The following is a 17,996-nucleotide window of genomic DNA, read 5'->3' as shown; positions in this document are numbered from 1 at the left end:
TCACCGCGACGCCAAGCAAAACATATAAACTCCAAACACTAGCGTTTAATAAAGCTAATATCATCACCACGACGCCAAGCAGAACAATAAACTCCAAGTCATCACAGTTTATCTCAAAAGAAATATCACCACCGCCACACCAAGCAGAACATATAAACTCCAAGCCTATCAATTTACAATCAATAGATTAATCAATAACCTTCAACTCCTCTTTATACCGCCTCCCATTCTCAACATAATGCTCAGCACCACCGGCTATCATCCTTTGCGTCTTATCATCTAACTCCTTCACAATTTTCGCTGGAGATCCCATCACCAAACTCCCATCAGGAATAACCATATTTTCCGTCACCAAAGCATTAGCACCAATCAAACAATGTTTACCTATGCTCGCACCATTTAACACCACAGCATTCATGCCAATTAAACTGCCTTCGCCAATAGTACAACCATGTAACATCACTTTATGCCCAACAGTGACATTGCGATCAATACGAATAGGAAAGCCTTCATCAACGTGCAAAATAGAGCCGTCTTGAATATTTGAGTTCTCAGCAATGGTAACTTTATCCATATCGGCTCGGATCACCACATTAAACCAAACACTGGCATTATCAGCGATGTCGACATTGCCAATAATATTTGCGCTCGGGGCTATAAAGGTGGTTGGGGAGATAGTGGGAGTATGTGTACCTAATTGAAAAATCATAAAGTAATACCTAAATTGAATATTATTATTAAAAGGGAGAGAGGCTCTCATTATTCGTTATTTAGCAATTACTATGACATTAATAACTAACGCTTTCGAGACAAATAAAAATATTAAAGTTCATCTTATCGCCACTATTAGGGCGCGAAACAATTCAAAACTTCAAAATAGATTTTAAAGAATAAGTCATAATAAATAGTTTATCTTAACTTGTAGATAGCTAATTATTTAGGTAGGCTAAAAAACAACCAAAATTTATTGGCTCTGTTGTACTGCTAAACAAAAATTACATCATAAAAGGGAATTTTAATGATTTATCTATTAAAACTATTCAATGTTTTACTTATCACAGTGCTATTTAACACAGCAAATGCTGCGTTTATCACGCATGAACTTACTGTTAACCCTTATCAAGTTTGCTTCAATGGCGTTGATTGCTCCGATACCAGCATGATAGAAAATGGGGATTTAGAAAGATACTCTGATGATTTCTTTAGTGCTGTTGGCTTAGATATTCAGTTCGGTGAAATAAGCGTTTTAAACTTTGATACTTCAGGAGGAGATAATTCTTATGAACGTTTTGATTTGTATCCAGCGTTAGCAGGCTTAGGAGCTGATCATCAAAGTTACACGAGTGTTCCTGCTTTTTTTGAGTATTCAGACATAGATTCTATATATGGTTTAGGTTGGTTAGGTAGTGCTGGTATATCAGTAAACCTTATCAGTGATTATATTGATAATATGGTGACGTTTATTCATGAAATTGGACATAATTTAGGGCTCGATCATTATTTCGACTTTGGTATTGGAGCAACGAATAATTTCATGGATTACACTGCTTGTGGTCATGAATGTACGATTGCTGATACGCAAATAGAACAAATTAGGGCAAGTTTTGCACAAGGAGAGTTTGCTTTTGTTCATGAAATAGCGGTTGATGATAGTTCAGCTCAAATCCCTGAGCCATCAAGCATATTGTTATTTTTAATTGCTTTGTTGTTTTTACTGGCTCGTTATCTATTTTGGGGTAGAGCAAAAGTATCGCCTTTTTTATTCAATTAAATTTATGAAAGTTCATCGTATTGTCATCTACAGGTAAGAAAAATGTCATAAATATTATTTACATTGTTTAAAGCAAATTATTAACAAGAGTATTTATTATGCAAGATAGCAACTGGTTAGAATTAGACTTTGATGAATTTGAAGAGCACTATGAAAAAAAGAAAAGTACTAAGCAGAAAAAACGTACTTGGCGTGACATAGAGGCTTATAAAGAAAAGCAACGTGAGCGCAGAGAGCTTGATATGAATGAACATTATTATTCAATGTAATTGAGCTAAAGTATGTGCTGCATACTTATTACAGTATTAATGTCTACTAGATAACTGCATCCTATTATTAGTGCCTATTCAGGCTTTAAGATGGCTAGTTGCAGTTATCAGTAACGCATTTCATGTTTTTTACCCGCTTTACTTTCATTTCTCTACTGCCCCGTTAGAATACACCTCTAGATCACCCAACAAAAATCACCTTATGTTCGTTTGGTTAAAAAATACGGTTCCAACCAGTGCTGCTTATATGCTTTTATCGGCATTGGGTTTTGCTTTAATGTCTGCCTGCGTTAAGTCGGTGAGCACTTATGGTATCCCGGTATTAGAAATTGTAGCCGCAAGGGCTGTCGTTTCAGGGTTTATTAGTTATATAGATATTAAACGTAAAAAACTTTCTCCGTGGGGAAACAATAAGCCTATGCTTATTGCTAGGGGAGGCGTTGGCGCTGTGGCATTATTTTTTGTTTATTATGCCGTTACGACGTTACCTCTGGCAGAAGCGACGATATTACAATATTTACATCCCGTATTTACAGCTTTTCTGGCACTGCTGTTTTTAAATGAAATCATTCAACGTTCAACAATTTCTTGTATTGCGTTAAGTTTATTAGGATTGGTGGTTATGGTAGCGCCGAATCTTCAAGAGGAGATAGTTCACTTTTCTTGGTTAAGTATTGGGGCCGGAATACTTGGTGCTTTTGGTAGTGCTGTCGCTTATATCATTATTAAGAAGTTAACGAAAACGGATGACAGCTCAGTAATTATTTTTTACTTTCCCTTAATAGCCTTTCCTCTATCTATGTTGTTACTGGGAAGTGATTTTGTTGTCCCTTCTTTACCGGCATTATTATTATTACTGTTAATTGGAATATTTACCCAAGTTGGACAGGTGGGGCTCACTAAAGCGTTACACTGTGCAGATGCAAGTAAAGCTACTGCTTACTCATACGTACAAGTATTATTTTCTATCGTGATTGGTTGGTTAGCGTTTAATGAAATGGCCTCAATTACAACATTGATAGGTGGTGGCTTAATTGTGATGGGCGCAATGGTAAACATGCTATACAAAAACAAATAGTAAAAGACTTTATTAATCTGTTCTTTGAACACTTTTCTGAGAATTAGCCCCTATTGTTTTGGTTTGCGTATTCATTTGCAATTTGCAATATGAGAATGATGGTATAACTTGATTTTAGTCTAAGGCGACTGTGAAAACCTTCTTTAAATCAGTGTGTTGTGCGGTATTTTTAATCTTGGCATTATTGATGCTTTTGTAACTATGCGAGCACATTTTTTAAAGAGGGTAGTAATATGCTTAATCATTATCATGAAAAAAATAGACGCCTAGTTTACTCAAGTGAGCAATTAAATATATTGCTACAGCAACGTACAGAATATCCAAAATACTTATTTGAAGATTTAGAAGCTGAACGAGAAAAAGAGGATAATAAAGTTTTTGAGCTTGGCTACAATTAATCGAACTTGCTAGCAGAGTGTCACTTAATGGCTTTGAGATTAACAAAGCCATTAATTTTACTCACCAATAATGCTAATGAATTAATTCACTGCTAAACCTAAGATGTTTGCTTTTAGCAGAGATGGTTTTATAACCTTGATGGTTAATTCGCAATAGCCTTCGGTGATCGCCTGCTTCAATAAAGACATAATCTAATGTGTCTAGCACCTCGTCACAAATCATCTGCATATTAAATGCTTCACCAACTGGTGGAATGGCACCATGTTCACAGTCATTGAACATTTGATATACTTCTCGCTCTTTTAGCAAAGTATATTGGCCCCTTAAGTTATCATTGATGGCAGATAAACTAATTTTATTTTTAGCCGGTAACACAGCCATTAATTTTCTGTCCTCATGATCTTTGAGTATGACGGCTTTTGCGATTTGATTTAAGGGGATTTTAGCCATAATGGCTGTACCTACGGAGCTAGAACTATGCTCATGTTCAATGACTTGGTAGGGGATCTGGTTTACAGTTAAATAGGAATCAAGCCGAGTAGAAATAGTCATAATAACCTCCACGTTAAATTGGGCTCATTTAAAGTATAGTGGTTACCGATGTTTTGACCAGTCAGTTAAGCTTATCTATTTCAGGCTAGCATCTCTTATGTGTCAATAGTTTTAAACATTTCACTAAGATATTTTCTGAACGCAGCTGATAATCCATTGCTTCATCTGCCCTTCATTTAACGCTCCTGATATTCTGTCTATCTCTTTACCTTGATGGAAAAATACCAAGGTCGGCAAACTGCGAATGCCGGCGTCAGCCGATATTTGCTGATATTTTTCGGTATCTAGTTTAGTAAATAATAGTGAAGGTGATGATTGAGCAACCTTTGAATACACCGGCGCCATGTTTTGACAAGGGCCACACCATGCTGCCCAAAAATCGACAATAATAGGTAAGTCATTACGTTCAATAGAAGGGTAAAAAGTATTATTTGCTAACTCAAGTGGTTTAGCTGTGTAAATAGCTTGTTGGCATTTACCACACTTGGCTAGTTTATAGTCTTTGTCTTCAGGAATTCGGTTGGTGGTAAAGCAGTTTGAACAGACGATTTTCATTACGAGTCTCAATAGGTAGTCAATTTACATAGTAGTTAGCATGCTCAAGTGGTGCGGTATTAGCCATGCTATTTCTACTCTATAATAAAGGCAGCTAGAGCCTTTATCAACAATCAGTATTAAGTCGTAGACTCATTGAAGATTGAGTAACAAGGAATCATTAATGCAAAAGATGATAGAAGAGTGTTACTTAAACATTTTCGTCTTGAGTAAATGTTTTCTCAGCAACCTCTCTAATTTCAATACTTTCTTCTATGATTTTTTCTCTAATTTCTTCTAGTTGTTTAAGTGCTTTTTCCTTTTCTTCGGGGCTCATATTTTCATTCTCAGCAATCTCTTTCATCATAGCATTGATTTCTTCAAGCTTTTCACGGTCTATCCCTAGTCGTTGATCTAAAATATTTTGCATTAATTCAGCAAAACGATCATCTTTGATTGGAGAGTTTTCAACTGAATTAGCTGCTTGGCTTTTTTCAAGTAAGGCGTTTGCAGTTTCAGGTTTTACATAAGTAGGAGCCGTCTCTTCAATCACCCCTCCATTCATCAAAGCTTTGGCTTGTTCAGATAATGTGAAGGTGTCTTTTTCACCTTTGATTGCCGGCACCGGAGAAACTTCTTGAACACTCGGCTCAAAGTTTACAATGGAAGCACCACTTGCTCTTGCTTTAGAGACAAGTTCAGCATAATTATTGTTTATCATCATAGAACACTTCCTTGGTTATAACTTTTGATGTCTTTATCGTATTAAGTAACACGAGATTTTTGCACATTAGATAAAACGGATTTGCACACTACATGCCAAGTATCAATTTTATTAAGAAGAGTCCAAACGAGCGGTGTTTGTAGGTAATAAGTGACTGTTTTGTTGTCGTAGTTCGATGAGATTTTTACAAGGGTGATTAATAATTAATTTTTTGCCAAGAGGGCGGCAATTCATTGCCGAAATAAAAGCGAAAGCAGTAGAGGAATATAATTATAAAAAGCTAAATATTCATACATTATTATCTTGTTGAACACATCAGGAGAAGTATGAACCCCTGATGTGAAATGATATAGATTTTATTCTTCTTCTAAATCATCAAGTGGTTTTTGGCTTCTATAACCGGGTTTGGCCAAAATCTCTAGGTAAAAGCTAGCAAGCTCATGCTGGGCGGCATCATCAATGCTTTTATTAAGGGCTGAGACGTGGATAACTTCAGCTGCTTCTTCAGTATGACCATATTTACAATCAAAGTCCCAAAAATCAACAGCTTCAGGCAATTGTTTGTTACGTTCTCTTTTAAGGTATTTTTTTACTTCATGCTTAATCGAATCGATAAGTCGTGGCGTTTTAATTTTTTTATGGGTTAGTGAAAATGTTTTTTTCATAGGGTTACCTTACATTAATTTGTCATAACGCGATTAGGGGCTGTTGATCTTTCGAGATTGTTTTTGCAGCGAATTGTTGGGTATTTATACAAGGTAGAGCCTTTGTCATGTGGTTGTTCAGGATAATTGCTCCTGCATTATCTAATAAGTCACATCCATGTGACGTCACATAAAAAGGCGATAACGCCGTAAAAATGTCCAACAAACGCTGTCCGAAGGATTCGGCTAAAAGCGCTTTACTCATTGTTGAGTAGTCTTTGCTTAGAATGACTAGGCTAAAAACTACTCGCCGCGATTAAAACGCTTTTATCTCGAACAAAATTTAACCGCGAAAGATCAACAGCCCCTAGTTAGAGCGCAGCAGTACAGTTATTTATGGCGCTAGTTTAACACAGCATAAAGTTGCTTTTTACTTTATCTTGTCACGAGAGTAGAATAAATTTATCTTATGTCGTACACACCCAAGAAAAGGATTTTCTCATGAGAATAACAACACTATTAATTTCGAGTGTATTTTTACTACTGCCTCTATTAAGTCAAGCTGAACAAGCCCTGAGTAAAGAGTTAATTGTTTCATTTGAACAACTATCAAGGCAATGGCAGTCGTTTGATGAACATTACCCTGAAGTCAGTGCCTCACTAGAGAATATAGATTTATCTCAAGTAGAAAAAGTAGCTGAAACCATTAAGAAATCGAAAGCATATCCTGAAGTTAAAGCCATGTTGGCTGATTCTGAGTTTAATTCAATTGAAGAGTATTATCGTGTTGCGATGAGAATTATGGGAGGCATGATGGCGTATCAAATGCAAAATATGCCCGATGGTATGAATGTTGATTCAATGTCGAAAATGCTAGAAAGCAATATAGAGCAAATGAAAGGCAGTAATGCATCGACTGAAATTATCACTGAAATGGAAAAACAACTAGCCGAAATGAAAAAAAGCATGAACATGATGAAGCAAGCGATGGCGAATGCTAGTCAGGCTGATAAAGTTTTTATCAGCAACAATGCGCAATGGGTCATGTCAATTTTGGATAATGAGTAACTCTCAGCTTATAAATTATGGCGAAGGAATTGATTTTCTAGACACTTGGTAGCCGTGCTTTTGAAAAAAGTCTATTAAGTGTCTAGCCGAGACTATATTAGAAAGAGAGCTTTCAAATTGCTGAGCATTTGGCAAACTTCTATATAACCGACAGCCAAAATGGCGAGCCGCTTTTTTGGCTATTTTAATATCTACTAATTTTTCTACTTTAATTAAAATCACCACTATTCCTAGTTGGATAATGTTGATTTATATTTTATTTTGCTTGGGTGATGATAAGTAGGAGAGAAGTGTTGTTGCTTGTTAGGATTTGTAATTACTTTTTCTAAATTCAAAAGCTTTTACACAGGCAGGTAACTCATAGAACATTGGTGCCCCATTAATTCTATTGCCATTATAGGCATTAGCTTCTTCTGAGCATACTTTTTCGCTTTTCTTAAATTTAGAGAGGCACTCTTGATAAATCTCTTTTTTTCTAGGCTTTAATGCTTTTTGGCGTGCACTTTCACAGGCTTTATCTAACAACGCTTGTTTATCTGCGCTGTTATGAGAAAACACGTTACTACTTGTCAGCGTAAGGAGTAAGAAAGCAAGTGAACAGAAAATCGTTTTCACTTGTTACCCCTGAGATTTTTCAACAATTACATCAACTTGACGTTTATTGTTTTGCTGAGAAATAACCACACGCATTAATTTGTTTTCTTGTTGAAAAGAAAGCGTTAAACGGCCTCGTTTCCTTTCTTGAGAAATGATTTCACCATAGGCCTGCATATAAAAATCAATAACTTGCTCTTCTGTTGCGGTAGTGAAGTAATTTAAAACTGCGGGTATATCATCGGTAAAATCAGCGAATACTTGTGCGTTATCAAGCATAGGAATTGAAACAACTTCATCGGCATTTTTTGCTAAGGTCATTGAACTTAGGGTGAATAAAGCTGCACTAGCTAATAATGCGAATTTACTAGGTTGTGTTGTCGTCATTTCATCAATTCCTGTTGTATTTTCTTAACTACATTAAATATATACGATTTTTAATCATAGTGCGACATTCAATCATTATCATAGGTAATCTTCGCGATATTGATCTATCCATAAGGCCGTTGCACCACATATTGCTACAGGCATAATAACTAAGTTAATTATCGGGATCATGGCAAACAGGGCAACTGTAACACCAAAACTATAACTCAACCCTTGGCGCTGTTTTAGGGCTTGTTTCATAATATGAAAGGGCACTTTATGATTATCAAAAGGATAATCTAGATACTGTATGGCCATCATCCAAGCAATAAACAAGAACCAAATGATTTGTCCAATGACGGGTAATATCCACAGAATAATAAAAAAGCCGATTGCTCTGGGTAAGTAGTAACTTAATTTTCGCCACTCTCTTCCTAATGTTCTAGGAATATCTTTCATGACATCAACCATATTACCGTTTTGTGTCGTTCGCCCTAAAAGGATATTTTCAACTTTTTCTGATAATAATCCATTAAAAGGAGCGGCTAACCAGTTAGCGGCCGTGCTAAATACAAATGAAAATATCACCAGAATTGTAATAACCGCCAGTGGCCATAAAATAGTACTTAGCCATGTTAACCAGTCAGGCAACCAACCCATTAGTATTGCCATATAATGTTCAAGTTCAATAAACATCCAATAAAATGCGCCGCTAAATAGTAGTAAATTAATCAGTAAAGGGATTAAAACAAATCGACGAATTCCTTTTAGTTGAACGAGTTCAAATCCCTTGAATAAATAGCCAGCGCCACTCTGGGCTAATGGCTGATTTGGTGGAGATAAATTATTTTTAGAAGATTGAGACATTTTTTACAGTAACCTATTGATATTAATAGACAGATTGTATAGTTTGTTAAAATATAATTACAGCACTAACTTGTTACAAAATACCACTGTTTCTGTTAGAGTTAGCTTTGTTATAATTTTTCCATGCTTGGTATAAAATACCAAGCAAAAAAACAATAAAAATCTCGAAATACACAGGCATAATAAATGGAAGATAACTTTAGAAACGCATTAATCATAATCAGTGGTGTAGTCATTGCGGCTATTTTCATTCATGGATTATGGACAATTAGAAAGCAAAAAAATCCCTACAAATTAAAAACCAGTAAAGAGCAAGTTAAGCCATTAAGCCGTGACTTTGATGGCAAAGGCTTTGATCAAGATGGCGTTGGGCAAGTAAAAGTATTAAAGCAAGACAACGAACCAGAAGTAAATAGTGAAGAAGATTTTGAGCAAGCCATTAGTCTTGAAGAAATTAGCCACTTAGAGTCAGGGCAAGATGAAGAGTCATACCCAGATTTGACCTCGCAAGAGCAGATACCCGATCATGAAGTGTCGGTGGAAACTGAGCAAGAGCTAAGTGAGCCTAAGCCAGAGCTTGAAGAAATCACCCTGGAGCCAATCTATCAACAACCAGTCACTCAAGCTAAGCCTGAGAAGAAAATCAAAAAGGCACCAGTGAGAAAAAAAGTAGTCAAAGCTAAGTCATCGCAAGCTGAAATCAAGCGAAACCAAATGGAAATCAATTTTGGTGATGGCATTGCAGCAGATGACAGCAGCCAAAATATTAAAGAAGATAAGGCAACTGTTGCACAAAGCAGTGATACTCAACCATCAAAACCCAAGAGGGCTGATATTGAGCCTCAAATTATTGTGTTAAGTGTTGTCATGCCTGCAAATCAGTTAATGTCAGGCGCTGCTTTATTGCCAAGTTTATTAACCTTAGGTTTGAAGTATGGCGAAATGGATATATTTCACCGTCATCAAGACAGCGCTGGTAATGGTGGTGTTAGTTTTAGTTTAGCTAATATGCTTAACCCAGGCTCTTTCGATTTGGACGCGATGGAAACTTTTGCAACCCAAGGTATTAGCTTGTTTATGGCATTGCCTAATGCCGTTGATCCCTTTACCGCGTTTGAACAAATGCTAGCAGCCGCTAAGCAATTAGCCACTGAATTTAATGCTCAAGTACTTGATGACAAACGTAACCTCCTCACTAAACAAGCTGAGCAACATTATGTCAGTAAAATTCGTGAGTTTGATAGACAATATCGTCTAGCAAGTGTTGAATAGCAAATAATCACTATCCACGCCATAGCGCTAAGCTGTGGCTCTATTAAGACTGTTGTCGCCTGTTTTGAGTTAATTATCCATGTCTACTATTGAATCATCAGCAAGCCTAACTGAGCAAGTTAAAGAGCTTCACCGTCAAATTAACCAGTACAACCATCAGTACTATGTTCTAGATGAGCCAAGTGTTCCTGATGCAGAATATGACAGGTTAATGCAAGCTCTGATTCAGTTAGAGCAAAATAACCCTGAGCTAAAAACGGTTGACTCGCCAAGTCAGAAAGTTGGCGGGCAGGCGCTTAAATCATTCAGTCAAGTTACTCATCAAGTGCCCATGCTTTCACTTGATAATGTTTTCTCAGAAGATGAATGGCACGCTTTTGTAAAACGTATTCAAGATAGATTAAACAGTGATAAATCTATCACCATCTGTGCAGAGCCTAAACTTGATGGTTTAGCCGTAAGTTTACGCTATGAAAACGGTATTTTGGTGCAAGCAGCCACACGTGGTGATGGTAGCACGGGGGAAAATATCACTGAAAATATACGTACGATAAAATCTATCCCGTTGAAACTAATTGGTGAAAGCGGCGTAGATTACCCCGCAGTATTAGAAGTACGCGGTGAAGTTTTTATGCCAAAAGCGAGTTTTGAACAACTTAATATCACTGCCAAAAAGAAAGGTGATAAAGCTTTTGCTAACCCACGTAACGCTGCTGCTGGAAGCTTGCGTCAACTAGACTCTAAAATTACCGCTAAACGTAACCTTGCGTTTTATGCCTATGGTTTGGGATTTGTTGGTGATTTATCCGCGGCGCAATCAACATACTTAAAAGCATCTCATTATCAACGTTTATGTCAGGTAAAAGCACTAGGTTTACCTATGTGTCCAGAAGTGCGTCTGTTGGAAAATCAGCAACAAGTTGCAGCATTTTATCAAGATATTTTGACTAAACGAGATGGCTTAAGTTATGAAATAGATGGCACGGTATTAAAAGTTGATGATATCTCGTTACAAGAAAAGCTTGGCTTTGTCGCTCGAGCTCCACGTTGGGCTATTGCCTATAAATTTCCTGCCCAAGAAGAGTTAACACGTGTTGAAGAGGTTGAATTTCAAGTGGGCAGAACTGGCGCAATAACGCCTGTTGCTCGTTTGAAGCCTATTTTTGTAGGCGGTGTTACTGTCTCTAATGCGACCTTGCACAATCAAGATGAAATTGAACGTTTAGGTTTGAAAATTGGCGATACTGTCGTTATCCGCAGAGCTGGTGACGTGATTCCGCAAATTGTTTCAGTGGTTTTAGATAAACGTGATGATAGTGCTGTTGATGTTGTTTTTCCTAAAACTTGCCCTGTATGTGATTCTAGAGTTGCCAAAGCTGAAGGTGAAGCAGTGCTACGTTGTACTGCCGGACTTTTTTGTCAGGCACAGCGAAAAGAAGCGATTAAACACTTTTCTTCTCGTAAAGCCCATGATGTTGACGGATTAGGCGATAAACTCGTTGAACAATTAGTGGATGAAAACTTAATTACCACTCCTGCGGATTTATTTACGCTAACAGAAATTCAAATTAGTACCATGGATCGCATGGGGGCTAAGTCGGCAAAAAATTTAATTACCGCATTGGAAAATGCTAAAAGTACTACGTTAGCTAAGTTTATTTATGGCCTAGGTATTCGAGAAGTAGGTGAGGCAACTGCGGCTAATTTAGCTAATCATTTTTGTACCTTGTCAGCGGTGCAAACAGCCAGTTTTGAAGCGTTACAAACCGTAGATGATGTTGGCGAAATCGTAGCAAAAAATATTGTCAGCTTCTTTAAAGAAGATCATAACCTTAGTGTTGTCTCGGCACTTGATGCATTAATGACTTGGCCTGATATTGTGGTGAAATCGGCTGATGAGCTTCCTCTTTTGGATCAAACTTTTGTTTTAACGGGTACCTTGAGTCAAATGGGGCGCAGTGAAGCAAAAGCACAATTGCAATTATTAGGGGCAAAAGTTTCTGGCAGTGTTTCAGCGAAAACAAACTATCTAGTGGCTGGTGAAAAGGCCGGCTCAAAATTAACTAAAGCACAAGGTTTAGGCGTTGAAGTATTAACAGAAGATGAGTTAGTCGATTTATTAGCAAAACATAATGGCTAAAGTACACTTATTATAGGGGTGAATAACTATGTCTCAGCTCATTGAGAAGCAAGTAAGCAAGGTTGTTTTTTATTTTGTTGTTTTTAGCGTTTGTATAATGACATGGTTAAATTCGAGTCAAGCTAGTGAAAGCTTGCCCGCTATTACTGAACAGCAAGCGAGAGCGTTAAAGATGCTAAATCAACCACAGTCAGACACGCAGCAAGTTAAAAATCTTCGTTTACAGTTGAGTAAGCTTTCAGACAGTCAGGGGCAAGAGTATTTAGGCGCTTTAGTAAGTCGAGCTGAGCTCTTGCCTTATCTAACACAATTAAAAACCATTCTAAAAGATGATTTTGATAACTTTCGCGCTAATCAAGCAGCCCGTGATCATCAAAGTTTTCATATGACATTAATTAACCCTATTGAGTATCAACATGTTGATAAGCAATTGGTTGAAAAGTTATTAAGTCCGACAGTTAATGTTAACTTTTCGTCACAACTACAGGTGAAATTAATAGGGCTAGGAAAAGCAGAGCAGGGCAATAAATCGACTTATTTTGTTGTTGCTCAAAGTAATGATGCACAGCTTATTCGTCAACGATTTTTACTGAGTAATAAAGACTTTCATGTAACGCTAGGCTTTAAACCTAGCGATATTTATGGTGTCAAAAAAGATGCTTCTAGCTTAATTGACCTAACGATTAAGCCTTAGTCATACGCCAAAATGCAAATCCCGCAGCAAAGAATAAGATAGCTGGGTAAAAAGCATGAGAAACAACGGCTAATGGCGATATGCCTAATGTGGTGCCGAGTAATAAAGCTTGAGCACCATAGGGAAGTAAGCCTTGGTTTATACAGGCAAAAATATCTAATAAACTCGCTGATTGCGCAGGTGTTAATTCACCGTCAGTCGCCAAATCTTTTGCAGTCTCACCGGTCACAATAATTGAAACGGTATTGTTGGCGGTAAAAAAGTTACAGCAAAAAGCTAAGCTTGCGATGCCAAAACCAGCTGCACGTTTGTTATTGTTTGGACTGAGTTTTCTAGCCAATGACTCTATAGAATTAGTGAGTGCAGCTAATCCCCCTTGATACCTGATTAATTCACTTAAGCCGCCAATAAAGAGTGATAAAATAAAGATGTCTTGCATACTAGAAAAACCGGCATTGATATCACTGATCCAAGTGGAAAGTTGGTAATCATTACTTAACATGCCAATAACTGCAGCAAGAACAATTCCTAACGATAAGACAACAAAAACGTTCACTCCAGATAAAGCTAAAACTAATATAACGATGTAAGGGATCAGACCAATAAATGCTGACTCGGTCGCCATGTCATAATTGATATCTTGCCCCATGAACGCAAAAATAATTAGGCAAATAATGGCTGCTGGTACAGCAAATTTAAAGTTTACTTTAAACTTATCTTTCATGTGGGCACCTTGGCTTCGTGTTGAGGCAATGGTGGTGTCTGAGATTATTGATAAGTTATCACCAAAGATGGCCCCCGAGATTAAACAGCCAGCCACAAGCGCGGAGTCTAACCCTGCTGACTCAATAAACCCTAAAGCAATTGGTGCAATAGCCGCAATTGTTCCCATTGAAGTACCCATCGCAGTGGATAAAAATGCTGCTACTAAGAATAATCCGGGTAACAACAAATAACTTGGAAAAATGGCTAATCCCAATTGCACACTTGCATCAACACTGCCGGTTGCTTTGGCTACAGTTGCAAAAGCGCCGGCAAGTAAATAAATGACACACATGGTAATTATATTAGCGTGACCAGCACCACTAATGAATTGGCTGATTTGTTTATCAATCGCTGTTTTGTTTCTTACTTTCCCTAAATAGATGGCAACAAAGATAGCTGGAATAATAGCGATACTGGCTGGTAACTGGTAAAAAGCAAAATCAGCCCCTTGCAGGGTAAGGATCACTCCTGTTCCTAAGAATATGCCGAGAAAAACAGCAAAAGGAAGTAAAGCCAGTAGTGAACTTTTGGGTAAAGTGGGTTCAGTAACAACAGTGTCTGTCATGTTGAAAATTCCTATCTCTTTATTAAGCGTGAAGAGCATTATTATTTTCCGATAGCCTACCGCATTATATAGGCAAATAACAGGTTGTTTATGTAGATGTTTAGATGGCTAAATACAAGGTGATCTTGCTAACCACTTATGCTAGAATTGCGCAAAATTTTTAACCGCTCCATTTTTATATAAGTGATAGATATGTCTGAGACTAAATTTGAAACAATTGAACAACGTGTTAGCTACGGTGTAGGTCGCCAATTAGGTGATCAACTACGTAACAACCCTTTTAAAGAATTTGATATTACTGCTGTTCAAGCAGGTATTGCTGATGCACTAGTAAATGCTGAAAGCCAAGTATCTGATGAAGACTTAAATGCAGCATTCTCTGTAGTATCTAAAAAGCTACAAGAGCAAGAGCAAGCTATCGCTAAAGAAAAAGCAGCTGAAGGCGAAGCATTTTTAGCTGAAAATGCTAAGCGTGATGAAGTAACTGTTACTGAGTCTGGATTACAATACGAAGTGATTGCTACAGGTGAAGGTGAAAAACCTAGCGCTGATAGCACTGTACGTGTTCATTATCACGGTACTTTTGCAAACGGTGAAGTATTCGATAGCTCAGTTGACCGTGGTCAACCGGCTGAGTTCCCAGTAGGCGGCGTTATTGCTGGTTGGACTGAAGCTTTACAGTTAATGACTGAAGGAAGTAAGTGGAAATTAACTATCCCTTATAACTTAGCTTACGGTGAGCAAGGCTCACAAGGTGCTATTCCTCCTTATGCAACGTTAGTATTTGATGTTGAGTTACTAAGCATCGCTAGCTAATGATATTATTTTTAAAAGCCCTCAATTGAGGGCTTTTTTTTAACAGTTAATTACTGAGTGACAGTGTGACAATTAAAGTAACCGCAATAGAAAACTTATTTAATAATTACCTTGATGCTTTTAAAAGCTACAATGTGGATGGCGTGGTTAATTGCTATCACTTACCTTGTACCTTAAATACTCCTGATAAAGTTGTATTAATTAAAACTCAAGAAGATTGCCAGCAAGAGTTCACTGATATTTTCACTCAACTTAAACAGGCGAATACCGGTAATATTATTGCTAGCAAAGCCAGTTACCTTGCCATTAACGAAAATCTGTTGCTAGCATGTGTTAACTGGGACTTTATCGATGAACAGGAGCAAGTGTTTGCTGACTTTTGTGCTTATTATCATATACAAAAGTTTGATGACCCCAAGCAGTCTTTGAAAATAATTAACGTAAGCTCTCATGAGTTAACGAATTCGCAGACATTGACAACTCCTTTCTTAATTGGCAATAGATAAAAGCTTAAGTAATAGATAAAAGAGATAAATAAATGAAAGTTAAAGTAGCTATTTTAGGCTGTAGTGGCCGAATGGGACGTAACCTTATTCAAGCAGCTCATGAGCACGAAAGTATCGAGCTTGTTGGTGGCAGTGTTCGAGCCAATTCTTCATTTTCTGGTTTTGATTTAGGTGAGCTTGCCGGAATTGGTGCCATTGGTTTAAGTACATCAACTGAACTTGAACAATTATCAACAGCCGATGTATATATTGATTTTACCTCAATTGAAACCACATTAGAAAATATAAGCTGGTGTCAAAAAAATAATAAAGCCTTGGTCATTGGTACAACAGGCTTTAGTGATGATCAAGTTCAAGTCATAGAAAAAGCAGGTGAATCAATGCCTGTCGTTTTAGCACCTAATACCTCAGTAGGGGTTAATTTATTATTTAAGTTACTTGAAGTAACGGCAAAAGCAATTGGCGACTATACTGATATAGAAATTTTTGAAGCGCACCACAGATTTAAAAAAGATGCGCCTTCAGGTACCGCCGTTAAGATGGGGCAAGTTATTGCTGATACGCTAGGACGCGATCTTAATAAGGTAGCCGTATATGGACGTGAAGGTATTACCGATGAACGTAGCCGAGAAACCATAGGGTTTGCAACTGTCAGAGCCGGCGATATTGTCGGTGAGCACACAGCATTTTTTGCTGATATAGGTGAGCGTATTGAGCTGACACATAAAGCTAGCTCTCGAATGACTTTTGCATTGGGGGCAATGCGAGCAGCATTTTGGTTAAGTAATGCCGATAATGGCTTTTACGATATGCAAGATGTATTAGGTCTTAAAGACTAACCAAAATTCAGCTTGTCGCTGTATAACATCAATTTTGGTGTCAAAAGCACTTACTGGCTAACGCTAAACCGTGCTTATTAAAGATGAAAATATGAATAAAATATTCATATATGTTATTTGTTTTTATTTTGGATAACTGCTGTTTTTGAGGGTTTGATAGTTAAAACTAATTAAATCACATAAAAGAACAGGTTTTTACAATTTTTACTAGACGAAAGAAGCCTACAAGCGTAAAATAAGTGGATTTTGTCAAAAATTTCGCGAAAAGCAGGTTTTTGGCATTTTTTATGTGCAATTTTTGTGGCGATTTTACGAAAAAAAATTTGCGTTTCTTTCTTCTCTTTGGAGGTTACATTGGCTATATCTGCTATTTTGGTACTACAAGACGGTACCGTATTTAAAGGCACCGCAATCGGTGCACAGGGAACGGCTGTTGGTGAGGTAGTATTTAATACTTCAATGACAGGTTATCAAGAAATTCTTACCGATCCTTCTTATGCAGAGCAAATCATCACCCTGACTTACCCGCATATTGGTAACACAGGAACTAACTGTGAAGATAAGGAGTCAGATTCAATTTTTGCTAAAGGTTTAGTGATTCGTGACTTACCGTTACTAGCTAGTAATTTCAGAAGTGAACAAAGTTTAGGCGACTACCTAAAAGCAAATAATATTTTAGGTATTGCCGACATTGATACACGTAAATTAACACGTGTTTTACGTGAGAAAGGCGCACAAAATGGCTGTATATTCACACTTGATGATGACAGCTCTGAAAGCTTACAAGCAGCACAAGATAAAGCTTTAGCACAAGCTAAAGACTTCCCTGGTCTAAAAGGAATGGACTTAGCTAAGGTTGTTTCTACTAAAGAGCAATATCAGTGGACTTCAGGTAGTTGGGCATTAGGAAGTGCGATGGGTGAAGGATTTTCACAACCAGAAAACTTTGACTTTCACGTGGTTGCCTATGATTTTGGTGCCAAAAGTAATATTTTACGCATGTTGGTTGACCGCGGCTGTAAACTTACCGTAGTACCAGCACAAACATCAGCAAGTGAAGTGCTTGCTATGCAACCAGATGGTATCTTCTTATCAAATGGCCCTGGAGACCCTGAGCCGTGTGATTATGCCATTGCAGCAATTAAAGAATTTTTAACAACAGATATCCCAGTGTTTGGTATTTGTTTAGGTCACCAATTACTTGGTTTAGCTAGTGGTGCGAAAACCATCAAAATGAAATTTGGTCATCATGGTGCTAACCACCCAGTGAAAGATATTGACCGTGATGTTGTGATGATAACTTCACAAAACCATGGTTTTGCTGTAGATGAAAGTAACCTACCAGAAAACCTTCGCGCAACGCATAAATCATTGTTTGATGGTTCTTTACAAGGAATCCATCGTACAGATAAGCCAGCGTTTAGTTTTCAAGGCCATCCTGAAGCAAGCCCAGGTCCGCATGATGCTGCCCCGTTATTCGATCATTTCATCGATTTAATTAACGAATATAAAGCAACTCAAGCTTAACGCTAA

At 37.5% G+C, this 17,996-nt stretch carries 22 protein-coding genes and 1 pseudogene; 12 read left to right on the top strand and 11 right to left on the bottom strand.

Annotation, left to right across the window (positions count from 1 at the left end; translation table 11 throughout):
• Positions 1–187: 187 nt before the first annotated feature.
• Positions 188–709: a gamma carbonic anhydrase family protein gene (locus AC27IF_RS14990; RefSeq protein WP_487055147.1), complete on the bottom strand. Its 522-nt coding sequence runs from the start codon at positions 707–709 to the stop codon at positions 188–190.
• Positions 710–1,018: 309 nt separating this feature from the next.
• On the opposite strand from AC27IF_RS14990, the gene AC27IF_RS14985 reads away from it, so the two are divergent.
• The 4 genes from AC27IF_RS14985 to AC27IF_RS14970 all read left to right on the top strand — a co-directional run bounded on the left by AC27IF_RS14985 (position 1,019) and on the right by AC27IF_RS14970 (position 3,516).
• On the top strand, positions 1,019–1,771 hold the full coding sequence (locus AC27IF_RS14985; RefSeq protein ID WP_487055146.1) for a zinc-dependent metalloprotease family protein: 753 nt from the start codon (positions 1,019–1,021) through the stop codon (positions 1,769–1,771).
• 98 nt (positions 1,772–1,869) lie between these two features.
• The gene (locus AC27IF_RS14980) at positions 1,870–2,040 is read left to right on the top strand and encodes a DUF3545 family protein (protein WP_487055145.1); all 171 of its coding nucleotides are present in this window, start codon (positions 1,870–1,872) and stop codon (positions 2,038–2,040) included.
• Between the two features lie 202 nt (positions 2,041–2,242).
• Positions 2,243–3,118, top strand: coding sequence for a DMT family transporter (locus AC27IF_RS14975; RefSeq protein ID WP_487055144.1), 876 nt, complete (start codon positions 2,243–2,245; stop codon positions 3,116–3,118).
• 233 nt (positions 3,119–3,351) lie between these two features.
• Entirely contained in the window at positions 3,352–3,516 is a 165-nt protein-coding gene (locus AC27IF_RS14970; protein WP_487055143.1) for a hypothetical protein, read from the top strand.
• Between the two features lie 73 nt (positions 3,517–3,589).
• Here AC27IF_RS14970 and AC27IF_RS14965 read toward each other — a convergent pair whose 3' ends face one another.
• The 5 genes and pseudogenes from AC27IF_RS14965 to AC27IF_RS14945 form a co-directional block, all read right to left on the bottom strand.
• Positions 3,590–4,069, bottom strand: coding sequence for an aminoacyl-tRNA deacylase (locus tag AC27IF_RS14965; RefSeq protein WP_487055142.1), 480 nt, complete (start codon positions 4,067–4,069; stop codon positions 3,590–3,592).
• A 123-nt stretch (positions 4,070–4,192) separates the two neighbouring features.
• Positions 4,193–4,624, bottom strand: coding sequence for a thioredoxin TrxC (gene trxC, locus AC27IF_RS14960; RefSeq protein WP_487055141.1), 432 nt, complete (start codon positions 4,622–4,624; stop codon positions 4,193–4,195).
• 190 nt (positions 4,625–4,814) lie between these two features.
• Entirely contained in the window at positions 4,815–5,327 is a 513-nt protein-coding gene (locus AC27IF_RS14955; RefSeq protein WP_487055140.1) for a hypothetical protein, read from the bottom strand.
• 356 nt (positions 5,328–5,683) lie between these two features.
• The gene (locus tag AC27IF_RS14950) at positions 5,684–5,992 is read right to left on the bottom strand and encodes a DUF6172 family protein (RefSeq protein WP_487055139.1); all 309 of its coding nucleotides are present in this window, start codon (positions 5,990–5,992) and stop codon (positions 5,684–5,686) included.
• Positions 5,993–6,006: 14 nt separating this feature from the next.
• Positions 6,007–6,236 (bottom strand): annotated as a pseudogene (locus tag AC27IF_RS14945) (hypothetical protein).
• 236 nt (positions 6,237–6,472) lie between these two features.
• Here AC27IF_RS14945 and AC27IF_RS14940 point away from each other — a divergent pair.
• Complete coding sequence (locus tag AC27IF_RS14940) at positions 6,473–7,039, top strand: hypothetical protein (protein ID WP_487055138.1); 567 nt, start codon at positions 6,473–6,475, stop codon at positions 7,037–7,039.
• Positions 7,040–7,054: 15 nt separating this feature from the next.
• Here AC27IF_RS14940 and AC27IF_RS14935 read toward each other — a convergent pair whose 3' ends face one another.
• From AC27IF_RS14935 to cysZ, 4 genes are all read right to left on the bottom strand, one after another.
• Complete coding sequence (locus AC27IF_RS14935; RefSeq protein ID WP_487055137.1) at positions 7,055–7,261, bottom strand: hypothetical protein; 207 nt, start codon at positions 7,259–7,261, stop codon at positions 7,055–7,057.
• A gap of 81 nt (positions 7,262–7,342) precedes the next feature.
• The gene (locus AC27IF_RS14930) at positions 7,343–7,654 is read right to left on the bottom strand and encodes a hypothetical protein (RefSeq protein WP_487055136.1); all 312 of its coding nucleotides are present in this window, start codon (positions 7,652–7,654) and stop codon (positions 7,343–7,345) included.
• Between the two features lie 3 nt (positions 7,655–7,657).
• Positions 7,658–8,020 (bottom strand): hypothetical protein, encoded by a 363-nt coding sequence (locus AC27IF_RS14925; protein WP_487055135.1) that lies wholly within the window; start codon positions 8,018–8,020, stop codon positions 7,658–7,660.
• Between the two features lie 78 nt (positions 8,021–8,098).
• A complete protein-coding gene (cysZ, locus tag AC27IF_RS14920; RefSeq protein ID WP_487055134.1) occupies positions 8,099–8,866 on the bottom strand; it encodes a sulfate transporter CysZ in 768 nt (255 codons plus the stop codon).
• A gap of 186 nt (positions 8,867–9,052) precedes the next feature.
• Here cysZ and zipA point away from each other — a divergent pair, with 186 nt between their 5' ends.
• From zipA to AC27IF_RS14905, 3 genes are all read left to right on the top strand, one after another.
• Positions 9,053–10,138, top strand: coding sequence for a cell division protein ZipA (gene zipA, locus AC27IF_RS14915; RefSeq protein ID WP_487055133.1), 1,086 nt, complete (start codon positions 9,053–9,055; stop codon positions 10,136–10,138).
• A gap of 79 nt (positions 10,139–10,217) precedes the next feature.
• Positions 10,218–12,278 carry an NAD-dependent DNA ligase LigA gene (ligA, locus tag AC27IF_RS14910; RefSeq protein ID WP_487055132.1) on the top strand — a complete coding sequence of 687 codons (2,061 nt, stop codon included), beginning with the start codon at positions 10,218–10,220 and terminating at the stop codon, positions 12,276–12,278.
• A 28-nt stretch (positions 12,279–12,306) separates the two neighbouring features.
• Positions 12,307–12,972: a hypothetical protein gene (locus AC27IF_RS14905; protein ID WP_487055131.1), complete on the top strand. Its 666-nt coding sequence runs from the start codon at positions 12,307–12,309 to the stop codon at positions 12,970–12,972.
• Here AC27IF_RS14905 and AC27IF_RS14900 read toward each other — a convergent pair.
• Positions 12,962–14,341 (bottom strand): Na+/H+ antiporter NhaC family protein, encoded by a 1,380-nt coding sequence (locus tag AC27IF_RS14900; protein WP_487055130.1) that lies wholly within the window; start codon positions 14,339–14,341, stop codon positions 12,962–12,964. The genes AC27IF_RS14905 and AC27IF_RS14900 overlap by 11 nt on opposite strands.
• A gap of 153 nt (positions 14,342–14,494) precedes the next feature.
• Here AC27IF_RS14900 and bamJ point away from each other — a divergent pair, with 153 nt between their 5' ends.
• From bamJ to carA, 4 genes are all read left to right on the top strand, one after another.
• Positions 14,495–15,118 (top strand): BamJ family beta-barrel-assembly machinery protein, encoded by a 624-nt coding sequence (bamJ, locus tag AC27IF_RS14895; RefSeq protein WP_487055129.1) that lies wholly within the window; start codon positions 14,495–14,497, stop codon positions 15,116–15,118.
• A gap of 65 nt (positions 15,119–15,183) precedes the next feature.
• Entirely contained in the window at positions 15,184–15,624 is a 441-nt protein-coding gene (locus AC27IF_RS14890; protein ID WP_487055128.1) for a hypothetical protein, read from the top strand.
• A 32-nt stretch (positions 15,625–15,656) separates the two neighbouring features.
• A complete protein-coding gene (gene dapB / locus AC27IF_RS14885; protein WP_487055127.1) occupies positions 15,657–16,463 on the top strand; it encodes a 4-hydroxy-tetrahydrodipicolinate reductase in 807 nt (268 codons plus the stop codon).
• Between the two features lie 354 nt (positions 16,464–16,817).
• Positions 16,818–17,990, top strand: coding sequence for a glutamine-hydrolyzing carbamoyl-phosphate synthase small subunit (gene carA / locus AC27IF_RS14880; protein WP_487055126.1), 1,173 nt, complete (start codon positions 16,818–16,820; stop codon positions 17,988–17,990).
• Positions 17,991–17,996 lie beyond the last annotated feature (6 nt).

This window comes from Colwellia sp. KS18-150, assembly GCF_057551365.1.
Note: the sequence above shows the minus strand (reverse complement) of the source record. Positions and strands in the feature narration are given on the sequence as shown.